15 protein-coding genes and 2 pseudogenes are annotated in these 16148 nt (G+C 38.2%); 8 read left to right on the forward strand and 9 right to left on the reverse strand.

Translation table 11 applies throughout. The features are described 5' to 3' along the window. The first annotated feature begins 69 nt into the window (after nt 1-69). Entirely contained in the window at nt 70-924 is an 855-nt protein-coding gene (locus AC1M83_RS11245; RefSeq protein ID WP_481590701.1) for a D-hexose-6-phosphate mutarotase, read from the forward strand. A gap of 1 nt (nt 925) precedes the next feature. Here AC1M83_RS11245 and AC1M83_RS11250 read toward each other — a convergent pair whose 3' ends face one another. Further along, nucleotides 926-1363 carry an AAA family ATPase gene (locus tag AC1M83_RS11250; protein ID WP_481590702.1) on the reverse strand — a complete coding sequence of 146 codons (438 nt, stop codon included), beginning with the start codon at nt 1361-1363 and terminating at the stop codon, nt 926-928. Between the two features lie 93 nt (nt 1364-1456). Here AC1M83_RS11250 and AC1M83_RS11255 point away from each other — a divergent pair, with 93 nt between their 5' ends. Next, complete coding sequence (locus AC1M83_RS11255; RefSeq protein WP_481590703.1) at nt 1457-1906, forward strand: hypothetical protein; 450 nt, start codon at nt 1457-1459, stop codon at nt 1904-1906. 6 nt (nt 1907-1912) lie between these two features. On the opposite strand, the pseudogene AC1M83_RS11260 reads toward AC1M83_RS11255, so the two are convergent. From AC1M83_RS11260 to AC1M83_RS11275, 4 genes and pseudogenes are all read right to left on the reverse strand, one after another. Further along, nucleotides 1913-2925, reverse strand: a pseudogene (locus tag AC1M83_RS11260) (pirin family protein). Nucleotides 2926-3014: 89 nt separating this feature from the next. Then, nucleotides 3015-3599, reverse strand: coding sequence for a hypothetical protein (locus AC1M83_RS11265; protein ID WP_092768019.1), 585 nt, complete (start codon nt 3597-3599; stop codon nt 3015-3017). A 194-nt stretch (nt 3600-3793) separates the two neighbouring features. Further along, nucleotides 3794-4336 carry a glutathione peroxidase gene (locus tag AC1M83_RS11270; protein WP_481590704.1) on the reverse strand — a complete coding sequence of 181 codons (543 nt, stop codon included), beginning with the start codon at nt 4334-4336 and terminating at the stop codon, nt 3794-3796. Between the two features lie 116 nt (nt 4337-4452). Then, entirely contained in the window at nt 4453-4974 is a 522-nt protein-coding gene (locus AC1M83_RS11275) for a hypothetical protein (protein WP_481590705.1), read from the reverse strand. A 340-nt stretch (nt 4975-5314) separates the two neighbouring features. On the opposite strand from AC1M83_RS11275, the gene AC1M83_RS11280 reads away from it, so the two are divergent. After that, nucleotides 5315-6223, forward strand: a complete 909-nt coding sequence (locus AC1M83_RS11280; protein WP_179999920.1) for a DMT family transporter — start codon at nt 5315-5317, stop codon at nt 6221-6223. Between the two features lie 384 nt (nt 6224-6607). On the opposite strand, the gene tsaC is transcribed toward AC1M83_RS11280, so the two are convergent. From tsaC to AC1M83_RS11295, 3 genes are read right to left on the reverse strand one after another with little or no spacing between them, the layout of a single operon-like run. Beyond that, nucleotides 6608-7177 (reverse strand): L-threonylcarbamoyladenylate synthase type 1 TsaC, encoded by a 570-nt coding sequence (gene tsaC / locus AC1M83_RS11285; RefSeq protein WP_481590706.1) that lies wholly within the window; start codon nt 7175-7177, stop codon nt 6608-6610. A gap of 48 nt (nt 7178-7225) precedes the next feature. Beyond that, nucleotides 7226-8422, reverse strand: a complete 1197-nt coding sequence (gene dprA / locus AC1M83_RS11290; protein ID WP_481590707.1) for a DNA-processing protein DprA — start codon at nt 8420-8422, stop codon at nt 7226-7228. Between the two features lie 14 nt (nt 8423-8436). Beyond that, entirely contained in the window at nt 8437-9588 is a 1152-nt protein-coding gene (locus AC1M83_RS11295; RefSeq protein WP_481590708.1) for a LysM peptidoglycan-binding domain-containing protein, read from the reverse strand. Nucleotides 9589-9710: 122 nt separating this feature from the next. Here AC1M83_RS11295 and def point away from each other — a divergent pair, with 122 nt between their 5' ends. The 4 genes and pseudogenes from def (at nt 9711) to AC1M83_RS11315 (ending at nt 13997) form a co-directional block, all read left to right on the forward strand. Continuing rightward, a complete protein-coding gene (def, locus tag AC1M83_RS11300; RefSeq protein ID WP_035268228.1) occupies nt 9711-10241 on the forward strand; it encodes a peptide deformylase in 531 nt (176 codons plus the stop codon). Nucleotides 10242-10576: 335 nt separating this feature from the next. Next, nucleotides 10577-10783, forward strand: a pseudogene (locus AC1M83_RS11305) (DUF2946 domain-containing protein); the annotation flags it as partial. A 70-nt stretch (nt 10784-10853) separates the two neighbouring features. Next, on the forward strand, nt 10854-12899 hold the full coding sequence (locus AC1M83_RS11310) for a TonB-dependent copper receptor (protein ID WP_481590709.1): 2046 nt from the start codon (nt 10854-10856) through the stop codon (nt 12897-12899). Nucleotides 12900-13067: 168 nt separating this feature from the next. After that, a complete protein-coding gene (locus AC1M83_RS11315) occupies nt 13068-13997 on the forward strand; it encodes a metal-dependent hydrolase (protein ID WP_092768017.1) in 930 nt (309 codons plus the stop codon). Between the two features lie 42 nt (nt 13998-14039). Here the strand turns inward: AC1M83_RS11315 and AC1M83_RS11320 are convergent, their stop codons facing one another. Further along, entirely contained in the window at nt 14040-15248 is a 1209-nt protein-coding gene (locus tag AC1M83_RS11320; RefSeq protein WP_481590710.1) for an oxygenase MpaB family protein, read from the reverse strand. Nucleotides 15249-15332: 84 nt separating this feature from the next. On the opposite strand from AC1M83_RS11320, the gene AC1M83_RS11325 reads away from it, so the two are divergent. After that, nucleotides 15333-15935 carry a TetR/AcrR family transcriptional regulator gene (locus tag AC1M83_RS11325; protein ID WP_035268244.1) on the forward strand — a complete coding sequence of 201 codons (603 nt, stop codon included), beginning with the start codon at nt 15333-15335 and terminating at the stop codon, nt 15933-15935. Nucleotides 15936-16148: the final 213 nt, after the last annotated feature.

Raw genomic sequence — 16148 nt, forward strand, 5'->3', positions numbered from 1 at the left:
ATTTCAAATACTTAATCTATGATGTAATCTTAAATATACATATTTTTAAATATATAAAATGGGTATTTTGTGGAAGACTTAGCTAAAAAAATTGTTATAAACGATGTTGAGGTTTTATCAATAGAAAACTCATTTTGCGAAGCACTGATTTCACTACACGGTGCACAAGTCCTAAAATTCCATAGCAAAAAACACAACAAAGACCTACTTTGGTTATCCGATCTTGCCAAATTTGAAACAGGGAAAGCCATACGTGGTGGTATTCCACTGTGTTTTCCATGGTTCGGTGGACATCCAACCGATGCAAACTTACCTGCACACGGCTTTGCTCGAAATAGCCTATGGCAACTCAAAGACATCACTGAAGATGTAGCAGGGCATCACATCTTACTTGAACTAATCGACTCAGCAGCCACACGCCAACTCTGGAACTATGCGTTTAAATTACAAATGCTGATTCATTGCGGTGAAGAACTCAAACTCGAATTTAAACTGCAAAATTTAGATCAACATGCCTTTGAGTTTTCTTTTGCATGGCATAGCTATTTCCCTGTAGCAACACAACACGCATCAGTTTTAGGTTTACAAGAGACAGACTATATTGACCAGTTAGATCAAAACAAGGTCAAAATTCAAACTTCTCAAAGCATTGAATTTACAGCGGAAACAGACCGTATTTACCCGAAAACATCAGGGAAATTTACCATTCAGCAAAATGGTGAACATCATATTCAGATTCAAAGCACAGCAAAAAGTGCGGTGATCTGGAATCCTTGGATTGAAAAAGCACAACGACTTGCCGATGTTGCAGACAATGCTTGGCAAGATTTTATTTGTGTAGAAACAGGGCAGATTGCATCGGAGAAAGTGAGTTTAGATGCAGGTGAAACCGTGCAATATCAACTGAGCATTGCTGCTGCATAGCTTAAAGGGGCACAACTGAAAACTCCCCATTACCCACAATCTTAACCTTAAACACTTCATCAAAGCCTTCATCTAAAGTTGGTACTTCAAGCTTCTTATAGGTTGCTCGAACACCGACTTCTGGAATATTTGCGTTGCCTTTACGGTGGTTATTTCGTTCTAAAGTGCTGCTTAAATCTGTTTCAAAATAATAAGAAATTACTTCAAAGCCTGTATCTTTGGCTCTTTGAATATAACGCGCTCGGTCAGCTTTGGTCGGGTTGGTATTGTCGATCACCGTTTTGGTTTTAGAGGCTAGACAGGTTTCAAAGATCATGTTTTCCCGATGGCGAGTTTTTAGCATGTCTAAGTTAATTCTTAAATGTGAATGTGCCAAATGTAAAAGATAGTAGCTTGATTTACCCGAAGCTTGAACTCCAGTGAAGATGATCAGTTGCATGGTTCAATTACATTAAAAGTATAAAGCTGAATTAAATCACGGCTTAGACTTTGCTACAATTCAGGTATAAGTCTAATAAATCCAAATAAAATAATGTATCGTCAAAGTCTAATTATCGCGCTAAGCATATTCACCTTCAGTAAGCTCACCGCATGTCAAAATTATTATTTAAGTCAGCCTAATGAACCCACTGAAGCGGCCTTGGTTGCCAACTCGTATAAAAATGGTTTAAGTGCTGAAATCGAGTTGGATTATCTCAGCGTATTTCAAAATCTGAGACAAGCATATCGTCGATGTATCGGTTTCACACGTGATGATGACCTAGTCTTTACTGAAAACAAGCTTGAAGAGCATATTGAAATGGCAACCCTATTTGCTCGAACGGAACGTGGTGAATACGTTCATAAGGCAACTGTAGAAAAGCTATCACCTACGTTGACAAGATTTACCTTGTATTTGCCTCAACGTTATCCTTTTCCCAATGCGCGTTTTGAACAGGATATTAAACGAGCATTGGGCAAAGATGAATACTGTAATATTTAAACCTTGTTAAGCCCCATCTGAACTCATTTGTTCAGGATATTCCTTGCGTTTACCACCTTCATAGCTGGCAAAACGGGGTGTTTCACGTGAAAACGTTGGAGCATCACTTGGCCAAGGCCAGTCACCGAAATGGGTCTCACGATATCGTTTGAATGCAACATCAAGCTCTTCTTTGCTGTTCAGTACAAAAGGCCCTCGCATTGCAACTGGTGCTCCAATAGGTTCACCTTCTAACCATAAGATTCTCGCTTCTTGATCACCTGCTTCAAGTTGAATTTCGGTGTCAGCTTTAAGCTCAACAAGATGTTTGAATTGAATGGTTGAATCAGCAATATTTAAAGTTGAACCCTGATAGAAGTAAGCAAATCGAGTGGAGGTCGCGGTGGTAGCTGGAATTTCAAGATGTGCGCCAGCTTCTAAAGTAATTAAGTATATATTCACTTTATTTTCTGCTGCAGCTGCCCAAGAATGTGGTGGGCGACTTAATGCATTTTGATTTTGATATTGTCCTGAAATAACTCGTACATCAATGCTGCGAGACTGGTGATCAGTCGCTTTCACATGTGGAATTTGTTCACGCCAAAACATTTTATAATCAGCAGGTTGTTTTTTTGTTCTGGAGATGAGTTAAACCAAATTTGAAATAATTCAAAAGGATTCTCTCGATCCTGATGAATTAACGGGAACATTTCACAGTGTTCAACACCATTTCCCGTACTTAGCCATTGCACATCGCCTGCAGCATATCGTCCACCATTACCCAAGGAATCAAAATGATCGACATAACCTTGTTCCACTAAAGTAATGGTTTCAAAACCCGTGTGTGGATGTTCGGGAAAGCCGGGAACAACACTACCATAATACATATTGAATTCTTGATTGATTGCAGGATGAACTGGTCCCATTTCAGCATTCCCGGCAGGGTAGTGATCAATATGATGAGCAGTAAAGATGAAAGGATCTTTTAAATCTAAACGAAAAGTAATAGGAGTTATATTATAGATGGGTGAGGTAGACATGCCGACTCCATGATATTTGAATTATTTAAGATCCAAATTAAAGAGAAATCCCTCACTCCACCATCTCTATTTTGTGAGAATAATGTATATCAATCCTCGGCTTGATTATTTTCTGTAGATGATCCGGACTGAGTCAAAAGCATACTGGCTAATTTCACCATTTCACCTTGGATATTACCCATTTGCTTTTCTAAGGCTGCAAAATCGATGTTGTTTAAATTCACTTGGCCGTTTAGTAATGGTGAAGCTAATACATTTTGATTTGCCGTTAAAATATTAGAACGAATCTGGGCAATTTCTTGACTTTTTAGGTCAAGTCCTGTCAATGCCTCATTAAATCCTAGTAATTGAGATTTCAAACTTTGCACTGACTGATCTAACTTTTGTGGATCTTTATTATTTACAGCTTCTTCTAAATCAGATTGTAGCTGTTGAATTTGCTCAATATATCCACCTGCTTTCAGCTGTACATCTGCCACATCACGTACAATGTAAAACATATTGCCTGACTTTAAGTCAGCTGGATCAGTGACTTGGACAGGAGAAGATTCTTCAATATTAGCTGCTGTTGATTCCTTTTCTTGATCGGGTTGTGATTGCGGCTGACAACCTAACATCACGAGACCGAAGCCAAATAATGCAAAAGGGGTAACAATGCTTTGAAATACTTTCATTAATAAAACCAAATCGTTAATCACTTCATTCCAAGATACGATACAAATATGAGTTAAATCTGAATATTTGCAAAGCAATAACAAAAATTTTGATGTGAAAGAGTAACTTATGATTTTGACAGATTAATGAAGATATTTATTGAATTGAATAAGAAATAATCAAGTGACAAGATCGTCACTTGATCTTGATGAGATTATTTCGCCAGTTCAGCATTAATTGCATCAACAATACGCGCATCATCTGCAGTGATGTCTGGTGCAAAACGAGCAACGACTTCCCCTGTTTTTGAAACTAAGAATTTCTCAAAATTCCATAATACTTCAGGGGGATTATTAGGCGTTAAACCATAATCAACCAGATCTTTCCACCAAGGCCCCTCACCAATACGCTCTGGAATGGCATTTGTTAAAGTTTCATATAGCGGATGTTTATTCTCCCCAACCACTGGAATTTTCGCAAAAAGAGGGAAGTCCACTTGATAATTCACTGAACAAAATTGTTCAATCTCTTCATTGCTTCCTGGTTCTTGTTCAAGAAAGTCATTGGAAGGAAAACCAAGAATTTCGAATCCTTGTTGTTTTTTTTCACTATAGAGCTTTTGCAGACCTTCGTACTGTGGCGTAAGGCCGCATTTAGACGCTACATTCACGATCAATAATACTTTGCCTTCGTATTGTGATAAATCAACAGGCTGCCCCTGAATTGTATTTACTGGAATGTTATAAACTGAAGCCATTTCAATGTCCTAATCATAAAGTACTTAAAATATGTAGATTGAAAATACCATGGCATATAGATCTCACCAAGGTGTCTACAGTGAAAAAAAACAGGCCTGACGGCCTGCTTTATGAGTTAAGATTTTGTCCCGACTTGGTTTTTAAGATTCTGCATGTCCTGTAACAAGCTTTGTTGTAACTCAACAGCTTTCTTTTGTAGTTCAGTGATTTCATTCATATCAGGCTTTTCTTTAACACCTGCTTCTGCGAGGTCCAATCCAAGCTCATTCGATTCTTTCATTTTATCTCGAAGAGATGCACCTTCAATACTTTTGAGCGCAAGTTTGTCTAAATCATCATTAAATTGATCCACATAGTGATCCATCTTCTCAACCACTGCGTCTAATTCAGCTTTATTATTGTTTTGCGCAGCTTGTGTCACTTCGTTTTGAAATGCCAAAGCCTCTTGAGCTTTTGTATTTGAAATTTGATCCAGTAAATCTAAGTCATGTTGAATATCTGCATTTACATTGGTACTTAATGTATTGCTTTGAACCGTTTCAGCGGCAGTAGGTGAGGATTGATCGTTAGACTTTTTATCACAAGCGGTTAGAAAAACAGCTGTAGTGCATAGTGATGCAATGAGAAGTTTTTTCATAATTTATCCTTTTTATATGCTCGGTTCAATGCACTTGCATTCACGATGAAGCACATTAAAAAATATTCAGTTAACCCGTTGATGGGAAAATTCAAGCATTTACGATCTCATAGCTCACACACAGCTTCTAGTGTTGTTTTGTAGAGGAATCCCTGTAAAAAAGTGAAAAGTGTTTTAAAATAGAACAGCACTCTACTTAATTTTTTAAGTAAAAATCTCAGACTTAGATGGCTGTTCTGCAGTCACTAACAATGAAGGGGAGTGTGTTTCATGGAATGAAAAAGTCTAAAAATTGATGAAAACTTGATCTTAACGATTAAATAAAAATTAGGATGAAAATATGACATTTGAAAAAAAGCATTTGCTCTGGGCTTTATCATTGCCAGTCATTGCTGTATTGATTTGGTCGTTGAATATAGCCATTACACGATATGTTGCAGAGTATATTTCACCTGTCAGTATTAGTTTTTATCGTTGGATTATTGCCTTTTTGATTTTAACACCCTTTATCCTGCCTAAAGTCATCAAACAGCGGAATCTGGTAAGACAAAATATAGTGAAATTAGCAGTGCTGAGTGCATTTGGTATGGTGCTTTATCAGGGGTTGGCTTACACCGCAGCACATTACACAACTGCAACCAATATGGGCATAATTAATGCCTTTATCCCAATTTTCACCATTTTTGTTTCATTGATGATTTTAAAAGAGTTTCCAACTCGATTTGCAGTGGTGGGTAGTATTTTATCATTTATCGGGCTGATTTATGTTATCGGTCAGGGGCGTCTAGATACACTGATGCATCTGGGTGGGCATTGGGGCGACATGATTATGATCGTCGCGGTATTCTTCTATGCTTTTTATGGTGTATTTCTCAAAAAGTGGCAACTCGAGCTCCCTTTAATGATTAGTCTTTATATTCAGATTGGTTTTGCAGTGTTGTACCACTTACCATTCGTTGCCGTATTGGGTCTCGATGCAATTGATCTGAATAACGGCTTAAGTGTGTTATATGCGGGAATTTTCCCTTCGATTATTGCGCCGTTAGTATGGATGTTGGCTGTTCAACATTTAGGCCCAAATCGAACCAGCATCTTTATGAACTTAATGCCAATCTTTACCGCCATTATTGCTTACGTTTGGTTAAAAGAAGCATGGACGATTTATCACAGTTTAGGCGGAATCGTGATTTTGATAGGTATTGCTTTAGCACAGAAAAAAACTTCATTCATAAAGGCTAAGAGTGTTTAAAAAACAGACAATCGATTTATTTTTTATTATACTTAAAATCTATAAAAGCTTATTGATCTAAATTAACTATCATTAGGCTTTTTAAAAAGTAAAATTAATAATTAAAAATAGGTACTTAATTATATCAATTGAACTAATAATTAATCTTTATAAGAAAAATGATGATTTGAAACTCTAAGTCTTAGTAATTGTGTAATATTTTTTTTTGTAGCATAATATGCGTACTGCAGAGAAAGCGACAAATCAGTCCTTTTCTGTACAGATGAATTTCTGAACCCTCTGGATGTGATTAGCACATCCTTTTATATGCTCAGTCAATACCTTTATGACTGAGCTTTTTTTTGTCTTAAATAATAGGTTTTAAGTCTCAGCATATTATGCTTTTTAGGCACGAATGACATCACCAGTTTCTGCATCTAATATTCGGCTTGGTTCTTGGCTCAGGCCTAAATCTCCATTTAAATAATTTAATTCAGCACCAAAGTACTGATTGACTTCTTGTAATGAGCGAGCGGGGTCTAAACCAGCAGGATTTGCACTGGTTGAAACAATGAACCCATCAAATGCGTTACACAGTGCGATGCAAAGAGGATGGTTGGTGACTCGAATAGCAACCTTAGGATGTTTGCCTCGAATCCAAAGTGGTATTTGCTCATCAGCTGGGAGAAGCCATGTTGTGGCGCGATCTTGATAAGATGTTTGTGACCAACTTTCAATCACCGCATCGCGGCGGTCTTGAGACAGCTTTGATAATAAATGTTCAACCTGACTGACTTGACCAGCCAGTAAGATCACTCCTTTTTCGATGGGGCGTTGTTTTAATCTTAAAATTTCTTTAAAAGCATTTTCATTAAAAGGGTCGCAACCTAAGCCCCATACTGCTTCTGTAGGATAAGCCAAAACGTGACCTTGTTTTAGACATTGAGCAGCCTCAGCAACTGAGGTCGTTAACATAAACGTTCACCATTCTCTTGATTGAAAAGACTATTGTGAACCTTAATTTTAATTACGGCAACGTAGGTATAACCCAGATTGTTGAATACAGCGTCCTAAAAGTTCTAACTCCATCAAGTGACTGGTGAGTGTCGCTGTGTCTAAATCAAGGGTTGCAGCAATTTGATCGAGATCGCGTCCAACCCAATCTAATTGTTGAAATACAGCTAACAGATGTATAGGAATCGAATGCTCATCATCCTCATGCTTCTCTAGCTTTGGATGGTCTACTGAATGAACTATTTCGTCTTTTTGGAACTCATTAGGATTGTTTTTTCGTAACAGAGATGCTTGTTGATGCTGCCATTGAGTCGGCAGGGCTAAATCTTCAATGATCTGATCAGGATGATCAACTAAGATGGCACCTTCACGAATCAACTGATGGCAACCTTGATGAAATTCACTATAAATATGACCTGGAATCGCAAAGGTCGTTTTACCTTGATTTGCAGCAGCTTGGGCCGTAATTAATGAACCACTGCCCAATTGAGCTTCCGCTACCAATATCCCTAAACTTAAGCCACTTACAATTCTATTTCTACGTGGAAAATTATGCTGAAGCGGTTTTGTCCCGGGTAAAAACTCAGAAATGATGGTCCCGTTCTGCTTCAAGATTTGATCATGTAATGGGCGATTTTGTGATGGGTAAATTAAATCTAACCCTGTGCCGATAACGGCGATTGTTCTGCCATGTTGCAAAGCACCCTGATGGGCTGCTTCATCAATCCCTTGTGCTAATCCACTCGTGATATAAAAACCTTGATCACTCAGATAATACGCAAAATCATATGCGACTTGTTTGCCATGTGGACTTGGTTTACGGCTTCCAACAATGGCAATTTGTGCTTCAGACAAGTGCTGTGCTTTACCTTTCCCAAATAAAATTGGGGGGCGGTCATGATAGGGCATCAATTGCTGAGGATAGTCTGGATCTTGCTCAGTGAGCATAAAATCAGAATGTTGATGAATTTGATACAGAATTCGCTCAAATTCTTGTTGCTGTTGATCAGAGAAAAATTGAGATGCACGCTCGATATGGTTTTTATGTAAGTTGAGCTGATGCCATTGATTTAGATGATTTTTCTGTACAGCATCTTGAGCTGAACCAAAATGCTGAACAAGTTTTTGATAAGCACTGAGTGAATGTTGAACGAGGTACCAGAGTTTAATATAAGCCAACTGATGGTCGTTAATCTCGTTCAACATATCCGCACCTAATTTTAATTTTCAACCATTGGTGATGGTTCTAATACAGCACCTACTTTAATTGGAAGTGCGCTGTCTAGCACGTAAGCGTAACTTAATTGATCGAAAGTTTTAAAAATCATTAAATTGCCCACACGCTGATTAGGCAGTTGAATATTTTCTTTGGTCTTCGGGTCTTTAACCACTTCGCCTTGTTGGAAAATACTTAACACGTGACCATTTTTTGCACCGTGAACGTTTCCTCGGTTAATGGTGACAACACTATGTTGAGCTGCTGTACCAATAGAACCCATAACACGAATCACTTGACCGCCTGGCTGAATATCCGTTGTTGCCGTTGGATAGAAGAGGCTTGGTAATTCATTTTGAAATTTAGGTAAAACGTAATCACCGCGACGAACTTCGGCATTAAAACTTTGTTTAAGCTCTAAGGTTGAAACTTCATTTTCGTTGGCAACAGCGACTGCAGTAGCTACCTCAATCAGTTCAAGTGCACCTGTGTATTTTTTCCCTTTTTCATCTAAGAAAACATACGGTTCAGCTTCACGATAAACACCGTAGCTTTGTCCAGGGTTAATCCCTTGACCACGTGCATAAACTGTTTGACCTTCCCCAGCAACGATACGACGATCTGCCGAACCGAGAATATAAGGTGTGCTTTGCAAAGCATCAGGCGCAACGATAATACTTCTTTCTAGCCAAGGTTGAATATCATCCAAGGGAATAATTGGAATGGTATTCCCTAAGCTTTCAACTCGTACTTGAGGTTTTAGATTGATAGCACCAAGATGACGACGAATAACGCCTTCACAACCATCACCTTCATCTTTACCAATCAGTGGACGCCCATCTAATGTACAGAGTAGTAAGCGATCACCCGGGTAGATCCAGTGTGGATTTTTGACATGTTTATTGGATGCCCAAATTTCTTTCCAACGCCAAGGTGAGCGCAAAAATTTACCTGAAATGTCCCACAAAGTGTCGCCTTTTTTGACCACATAAACGTGAGGAGCACCGGCCTTAATCGATGGTGGGCTTACATTTGGACTGGCTTGTGTCATTTGCGCGGTAAACAAGCCCGCACTAATGCAAATTGCAAGTGAAAGGCAGTGTTTCTTTAACCCCAGAGCATGTGAAAAAGCCATGCCATTGAAAACCTTTTTCATTATCATAATTCCTAAAATTATGTATCTATTTGCGCTATAATACGCATATTACACGTATTATTTGATGAAGCATTAACTTCATTTAATTTTTAAGATCAATGGCATAGCCGGTGAGGAGCAGCATGGCCTTATTACCAATTTTAAGTTTTCCTGATCCCCGTTTGCGTACTATTGCCAAACCTGTAGAGGAAGTGACGGATGAAATTCGTCAACTTGCTGCAGACATGTTTGAAACCATGTATGAAGCACCAGGTATTGGTCTAGCTGCAACCCAAGTTGATCATCATATTCAGCTTATCGTCATGGACTTGTCTGAAGATAAAAATCAGCCGATGGTTTTTATTAATCCTAAAGTCACCCCATTAACTGAAGATACCCAACCTTATGAAGAGGGTTGTCTATCAGTTCCACAAATATACGATAAAGTTGAGCGTCCGTCACGCGTCAAAATTGACGCAATTAACTTAGAAGGGCAAGCTTTTGAATTAGAAGCTGATGGTCTTTTGGCAGTATGTATCCAGCACGAAATGGATCATCTGAACGGAAAATTATTTGTTGATTATTTATCTCCTTTAAAACGCCAAAGAGCGCGTGAAAAGGTAGAAAAAGTCGTTCGTCAGCGTCAAAAAGAAAAAGTTGCTGTAAAGCGTTAATTCTCTAAGAATTTTAAATATGTTGATAAAGCCCAATTTCGATTGGGCTTTGTTATAATTGCTCAAATTTTATTTGGAATGACAATTTGTTCCGCAATGGGTTGCTGCTGAGTTTCGCAGCAGTATTATTACAGATCGCTGTTTTTCTTCAGCCTTTGCTTCCAGCGCAATACCAAATTGCGCCGGTCTGCGAAACGATCACCCGTGCCTTATTCGAACAGCCTAATCATTCTAGTATTACAACGCTCGTTCATCATGCTCATCATGTTTCCACTTCACATGCGTTACATGAACATCATGAGTCTAAGCGCTATGTTGAATCCTCGCATAGTGGGCACGATCATCATGACCCAAACCATCAATGCCAATACTGTACTGTATTTGGTAATTTGATTTTGCCACCTGAGCTGAATGTGAAAGAAGTTTTTGTACGTTTGAATATACGTTTGATCGCATTCCAAAAAGCGTTCAAACATATTTATTTCGACTTACAGCGTTTATTCCTTTTACCTCAAGGTCGGGCACCACCACTCTTTTCTTAAATATTGTCTTTATTTTTAGGGTCTTGAATGACTCTAGCATTGTCATATTTAAATTTTGAGTGAATATATCATGGCTCAGCCAAAATTCTATTTACAGCCACTAGCGGCTGCGATTTCTATTGCCTTTATTTCGCAAACTTCATTTGCTGAAGTCCAATCTACAACTTTAAATCCAACACCTGATACACACACGACGAACTTAGCGCCAATTGTTGCTACAGCTCTACAAGGTAATGATGCTAATGGCTTGATTGTACGTGCAAACCCGAAGCAACCCATTCAGCCTATTCCTGCGTCGGATGGCGCAGATTACTTACAAAGTATTGTAGGGTTTAGCAGCGTAAATAGTGGTGCAGGTACGAACGGTGATGTGACCTTTCGTGGAATGTTTGGATCACGAATCAAAATTCTAACAGATGGAACTGAAAATTTAGGCGCATGCCCGAGTCGTATGGATTCACCGACTTCGTATATCTCACCTGAGAGCTATGATCGAATCTCGGTGATTAAAGGTCCCCAAACTGTCCAGTACGCCAACACAGGTTCAGCAGCAACAGTGATTTTCGAGCGACGCCCAGAACAATTGAATGATGAAAAAAATTATCGAGGTCAGGCAAGTGTATTAATGGGCTCTTTTGGGCGTTTAGACCAAAATATTGAGGCAGCGGTAGGAGATGAACAAAAATATATTCGAATCAATAGCAACCGATCAGTCTCAAATAGTTATCAAGATGGTAATGGGGCGACCGTACCATCAGATTGGAAACGATGGAATGCAGATTTAGCATTGGGCTGGACACCTAATGCAGATACATGGATCGAGTTAACTGGCGGTAAGGCTGATGGTGAGGCTGTATATGCTGGGCGAGATATGGATGGTTCTAAATTTGCCCGCGAGAGCTTGGGATTAAGATTTGAGAAAAAGAATCTCTCAGAGGTAGTTAAAAAAGTTGAGGCGCAAGTCAATTACAACTTTAATGATCATGTGATGGATAATTTTAGTTTGCGTGATGTTGATGGCGCGGATCGCGCTATGAATGTGACACGTCGTACTTTGAATGCACGTTTAGCCACAACGATGGAGTGGGATAACGCAATATTCATTACGGGTGTTGATACTCAGAATAATCAACATGCTGGTGGAATGTATCATTCAAGCATGCCAATGATGAATACTCCACTGACAGAGGATATGAAGTTTCAATCTTATGGTGGGTTCACTGAATTATCATATCCATTGAATGATCATAATAAGTTGGTCACAGGTGTTCGGGTTGATCAAGTTAAGATTAAAAACTTAACAATGGTTCAAGAACGTCAGGAAACATTACCAAGTGGTTTTATACGGTTTGAAAATCAGCATCCAGTGCATGATGCTAAAACCTATGTTGGTCTAGGCTATGTAGAGCGCGTACCAGATTATTGGGAGTTGTTTAAGACAGATTATCAAGGCAATGCTGTTGCTACCTTCAAGGATTTAGAAACAGAAAAAACCTTACAGTTGGATGTTGGATACCAACATAATCACGGGGCATTCAGTTCATGGGCATCAGCTTATGCTGGTTTGATCGATGATTTCATATTATTGAATTATGACCCAGCAAAAATGACTGGTCATGGTAAAAATGCTGCTGATTCTAGAAATGTCGATGCGACAATCGCAGGGGCAGAAGCTGGAATAGGTTATCAATTTACCGATGCTGTTCAGGCAGATCTTAGTGCGATGTATGCTTGGGGAAAAAACACAACTGATCATCAACCTTTACCTCAAATATCTCCGCTGGAAGCACGTGTAAATTTAAGATATGTGCAAGAGCGCTTTAACTTAGGTTTATTGTGGCGTGTGGTAGATGGGCAGGATCGTGTCAGTATTAATCAAGGTAATATTGTAGGTAAGGATTTTAAAACGAGTTCAGGTTTCTCGACGCTGTCTTTAAATGGCACTTATCAAATTCATCAAGGTGTCGATTTGAGTATTGGAATTGATAATGTTCTGGATAAAGTCTATACGGAACACTTAAATAAAGCAGGTAGTGCTGGATTTGGTTTTGCACAGAATGAGCAATTTAATAATATAGGACGTAATTATTGGGCGCGTGTGAGTATGAAGTTCTAGTCATATTCAGTTTAATTGACGTATTAAGCCTAACACCCATTTAGATCGCCGTCTGAATGGGTGTTTTCTTTAAAATTGTCAGACATAAAATATGAATGTCCTTAAATGATATTGTGATGAGGTTATCATTATTTTAAAAATAATAAAAAAGATGTAATGGATAATAAAATGACAACAATGAGTCAAGTTCATCAACTACATGGTCGTAAAGTAAAATTTGATTTCAATCATATTCCAAAGCATTGGATTGAAAATGACCCTGTTTCCACCCATATGTTGAATACAGCACATATGATTTTACCTGCGGGTGAGTTTTGGTTTTGCCGTGTATTTAATAAAGCTTTACCGTTCGTCAAAGACGAACAATTAAAAGCTGACGTGAAAGGTTTTATTCAGCAAGAAGCGATTCATGGTCGTACTCATCAACATGCACAAGTTTATTTTGATCAACATGGATTAGATGTAAAGCCGTTCATTCAACGCATGCATTATCTTTTTGAAATCCTTTTGGGAGAAAATCCAGTAGGTATCAAAATGATGAAAAAAGTGGTTGGTGAAAAACGTTGGTTAATCTTCCGACTGGGTGTGATTGCAGCCATTGAGCACTATACTGGTGTGGCAGGGCAGTGGAGCTTGGACAATACTTCATTGGATAAAGCCGATCCAATCATGGCTGATCTATTCCGTTGGCATCTTGCTGAAGAAGTTGAACATCGTACGGTTGCGTATGATTTGTTTAAACATATGTTTGAATCAGAGTTTAATTTCCAAATTTCAAAAAATGCTTTGATGACCTTTATCTTCCCTATTATGGCAGCGGTTTGGGTTGAAGGCGGCAAAACAATTTTGAAACAAGATAAAGATGCAGGTAAGTTTAGACATATGGGTACTTTAAGACTCATTATGCAAATGGAAAAAATTAGTCGTAAGACCGATCATATTCCTACCTTCAGTCATTTAACTTTAGCTACTATCCGTTGGTTTAGTCCAAAGTTTCATCCTGTGCAAGAAGGTAATACTCAACAAGCTTTGGATTATCTAGCACGCTCTCCATCAGCACTTCGAGCTGAGCAAGAGGCAACATTAAAAATGGCTTAAAAATATACATACAAAAAACCGAGCCTTAGCTCGGTTTTTTATTTATTGATGCATACTTGCCAGCTGTTTTCCTGCATTTTGATATAAATCGAGAGCTTGTTCTTGTTGTGATCGCCCTTTACGCTGTAAATAAAGATCAAGCTTTGGTATTTTTTTTGCGCCAGCATAAATCACAGTATTTTTAGTCAGTAGATACAGTGGATACCACGGCAGTATTCGAGGCTTAAGCCCTAAATTTTTCATTTTTTTACGGCCCATAAAGATTTGGGTAACATCTAAGTGATTCTGGTAGGCTTTCTTCTGCATGAAACGTTTAAAATGTTTATATTCGCGTTCAAATGGTTCTTTGGATAGGCTTACTGCAAGCTGACGACTACTTTCATCCACTTGAGGATGAGCATAATTCATCCATTGCAATAATTTCCAGCCTTCAGACTCTTTATCAATCAGCCAGTGTTCGTCAACACCCATTAACCAGCCTGTATATTTCCAAAAATGCATAATCGCATCGACTTCACTTTTAGTTGGAAAAATACCGATTGCTCGAATACCTAAAAGCATTACACCGCTGAAAGCAATATTTGTCATTGCCTGATCATATTGGTTAATCGGCATTCCCCAAATATCCCAGTCCCAATCTTTAGATTTTTTTAGATGGTAGCGAACTAAAGAATGGATGAAACGCACAAAAATTGTTGAAGTAAAGCCATCATTAAAGCGTTGAAATCCGTTCGGCTTAGTAACATCTAGCCACCATTTATGCGTTTCTGCTAAGCGCTTGCCTGCATATTTGCTTAGAGCACCTGTTAAAATTAAAGGTTGATTAAAGCCAGGGTATTGATATCCAGTCATTAGCGCGAGATCACGCATAATAAAAGTGACATTCGAGCCTAAACGATGTGTGAATTGAATTGCACGATCAATTTTTTCTTGATCGAACCAAACAGGCTGTTGTTCCACGAGATCAAAGAATGCTTTGATTTCAGGGACTGGTTTGGGAAGAGCATCTAAGCCTTGATATAAGGCTGTTTCAAAAAGCTTTCGATTTTCGCGTGGATTGGTCATCACCCAATCCATTAAGCGATCCATCGGCACATCACCCGTATGTAAACTTTCATTTAACTCTAAATATTCAGCATAAGTTGGAATGAAGTTTTGATCGGTCATTTTGTGTAGAAGCTTGGACAATAGATCGCTACGCTTCATTCGCTCATATGAAGCCATACGTTTTGGAATGCTAAAATTTGACATGGTGTAATTAATCTGGTTATTGTTTGATCAAAGATTAATATGAATATTTATTCGCATTCAATTCGCATTATTAGAATGGCAGCTATGAGGAAAAGACCACAACAACAAAGAGCAAAGCTGGTAGTCGATAGTATTTTGGAAGCGACTCTGATATGCATTTCTGAAATGGGCCTAGATCAAGTCACTACGCCAAAAATATCTGAAAAATCAGGGGTGAGCGTAGGCTCTATCTATCAATATTTCGAAAATAAAGATCAGATAATTTTAGAATTGTTACGCCGTAAGAGTGAAAACTTAGGTTTGTCACTTAAAGCGCTGGCGATGAATCAAGAAGAAATGGATTTAAAAACCTTAGTCGATGTTAGTCTTCAATTCGGATTTGATGTAATGAGAGAAGATAATGGTTTCTTCTTTGAAGTCCTCAAGCATTGGCATGGCTATAACAATTCAGAAGCAGCAAAGGTTTTAGAAAAGCATTTTTTTGAAGTTGGTTTATATGTATTTAATCGTTTTTATCGTCATTGGGACTTTGAAACACTCAAGCATAAATCTTTTGTGATTATTAATAGTACCTTGTTCACAATGATGAGGTTTGTAAGCAATAATGATTTTCTTATTTCAGAACAACAGCTTAAGCGGGAATTAAGTGCAATGATTTTGTCTTATTTAGACAGTGACAAGAGTTAAAAGTTTATACAAATAAAAATTTTATATAAAAAACATATAGTTAATGTGTCATTGGTTTATTAACTATACAAACAAATAGAAAAGATTGAAAAAGTAGTTGCGTAAGAAAATAAATAGCCTATAATGCACATCCATCGGCGGTGATGTTGATTAAAACTTGTTGAAAAACAAGGATTTAGCTGAATAGGTTGGATCTAAGTTTTGAGAATGAGT

The sequence above is a fragment of the Acinetobacter sp. 25-47-130 genome (genome assembly GCF_056779705.1).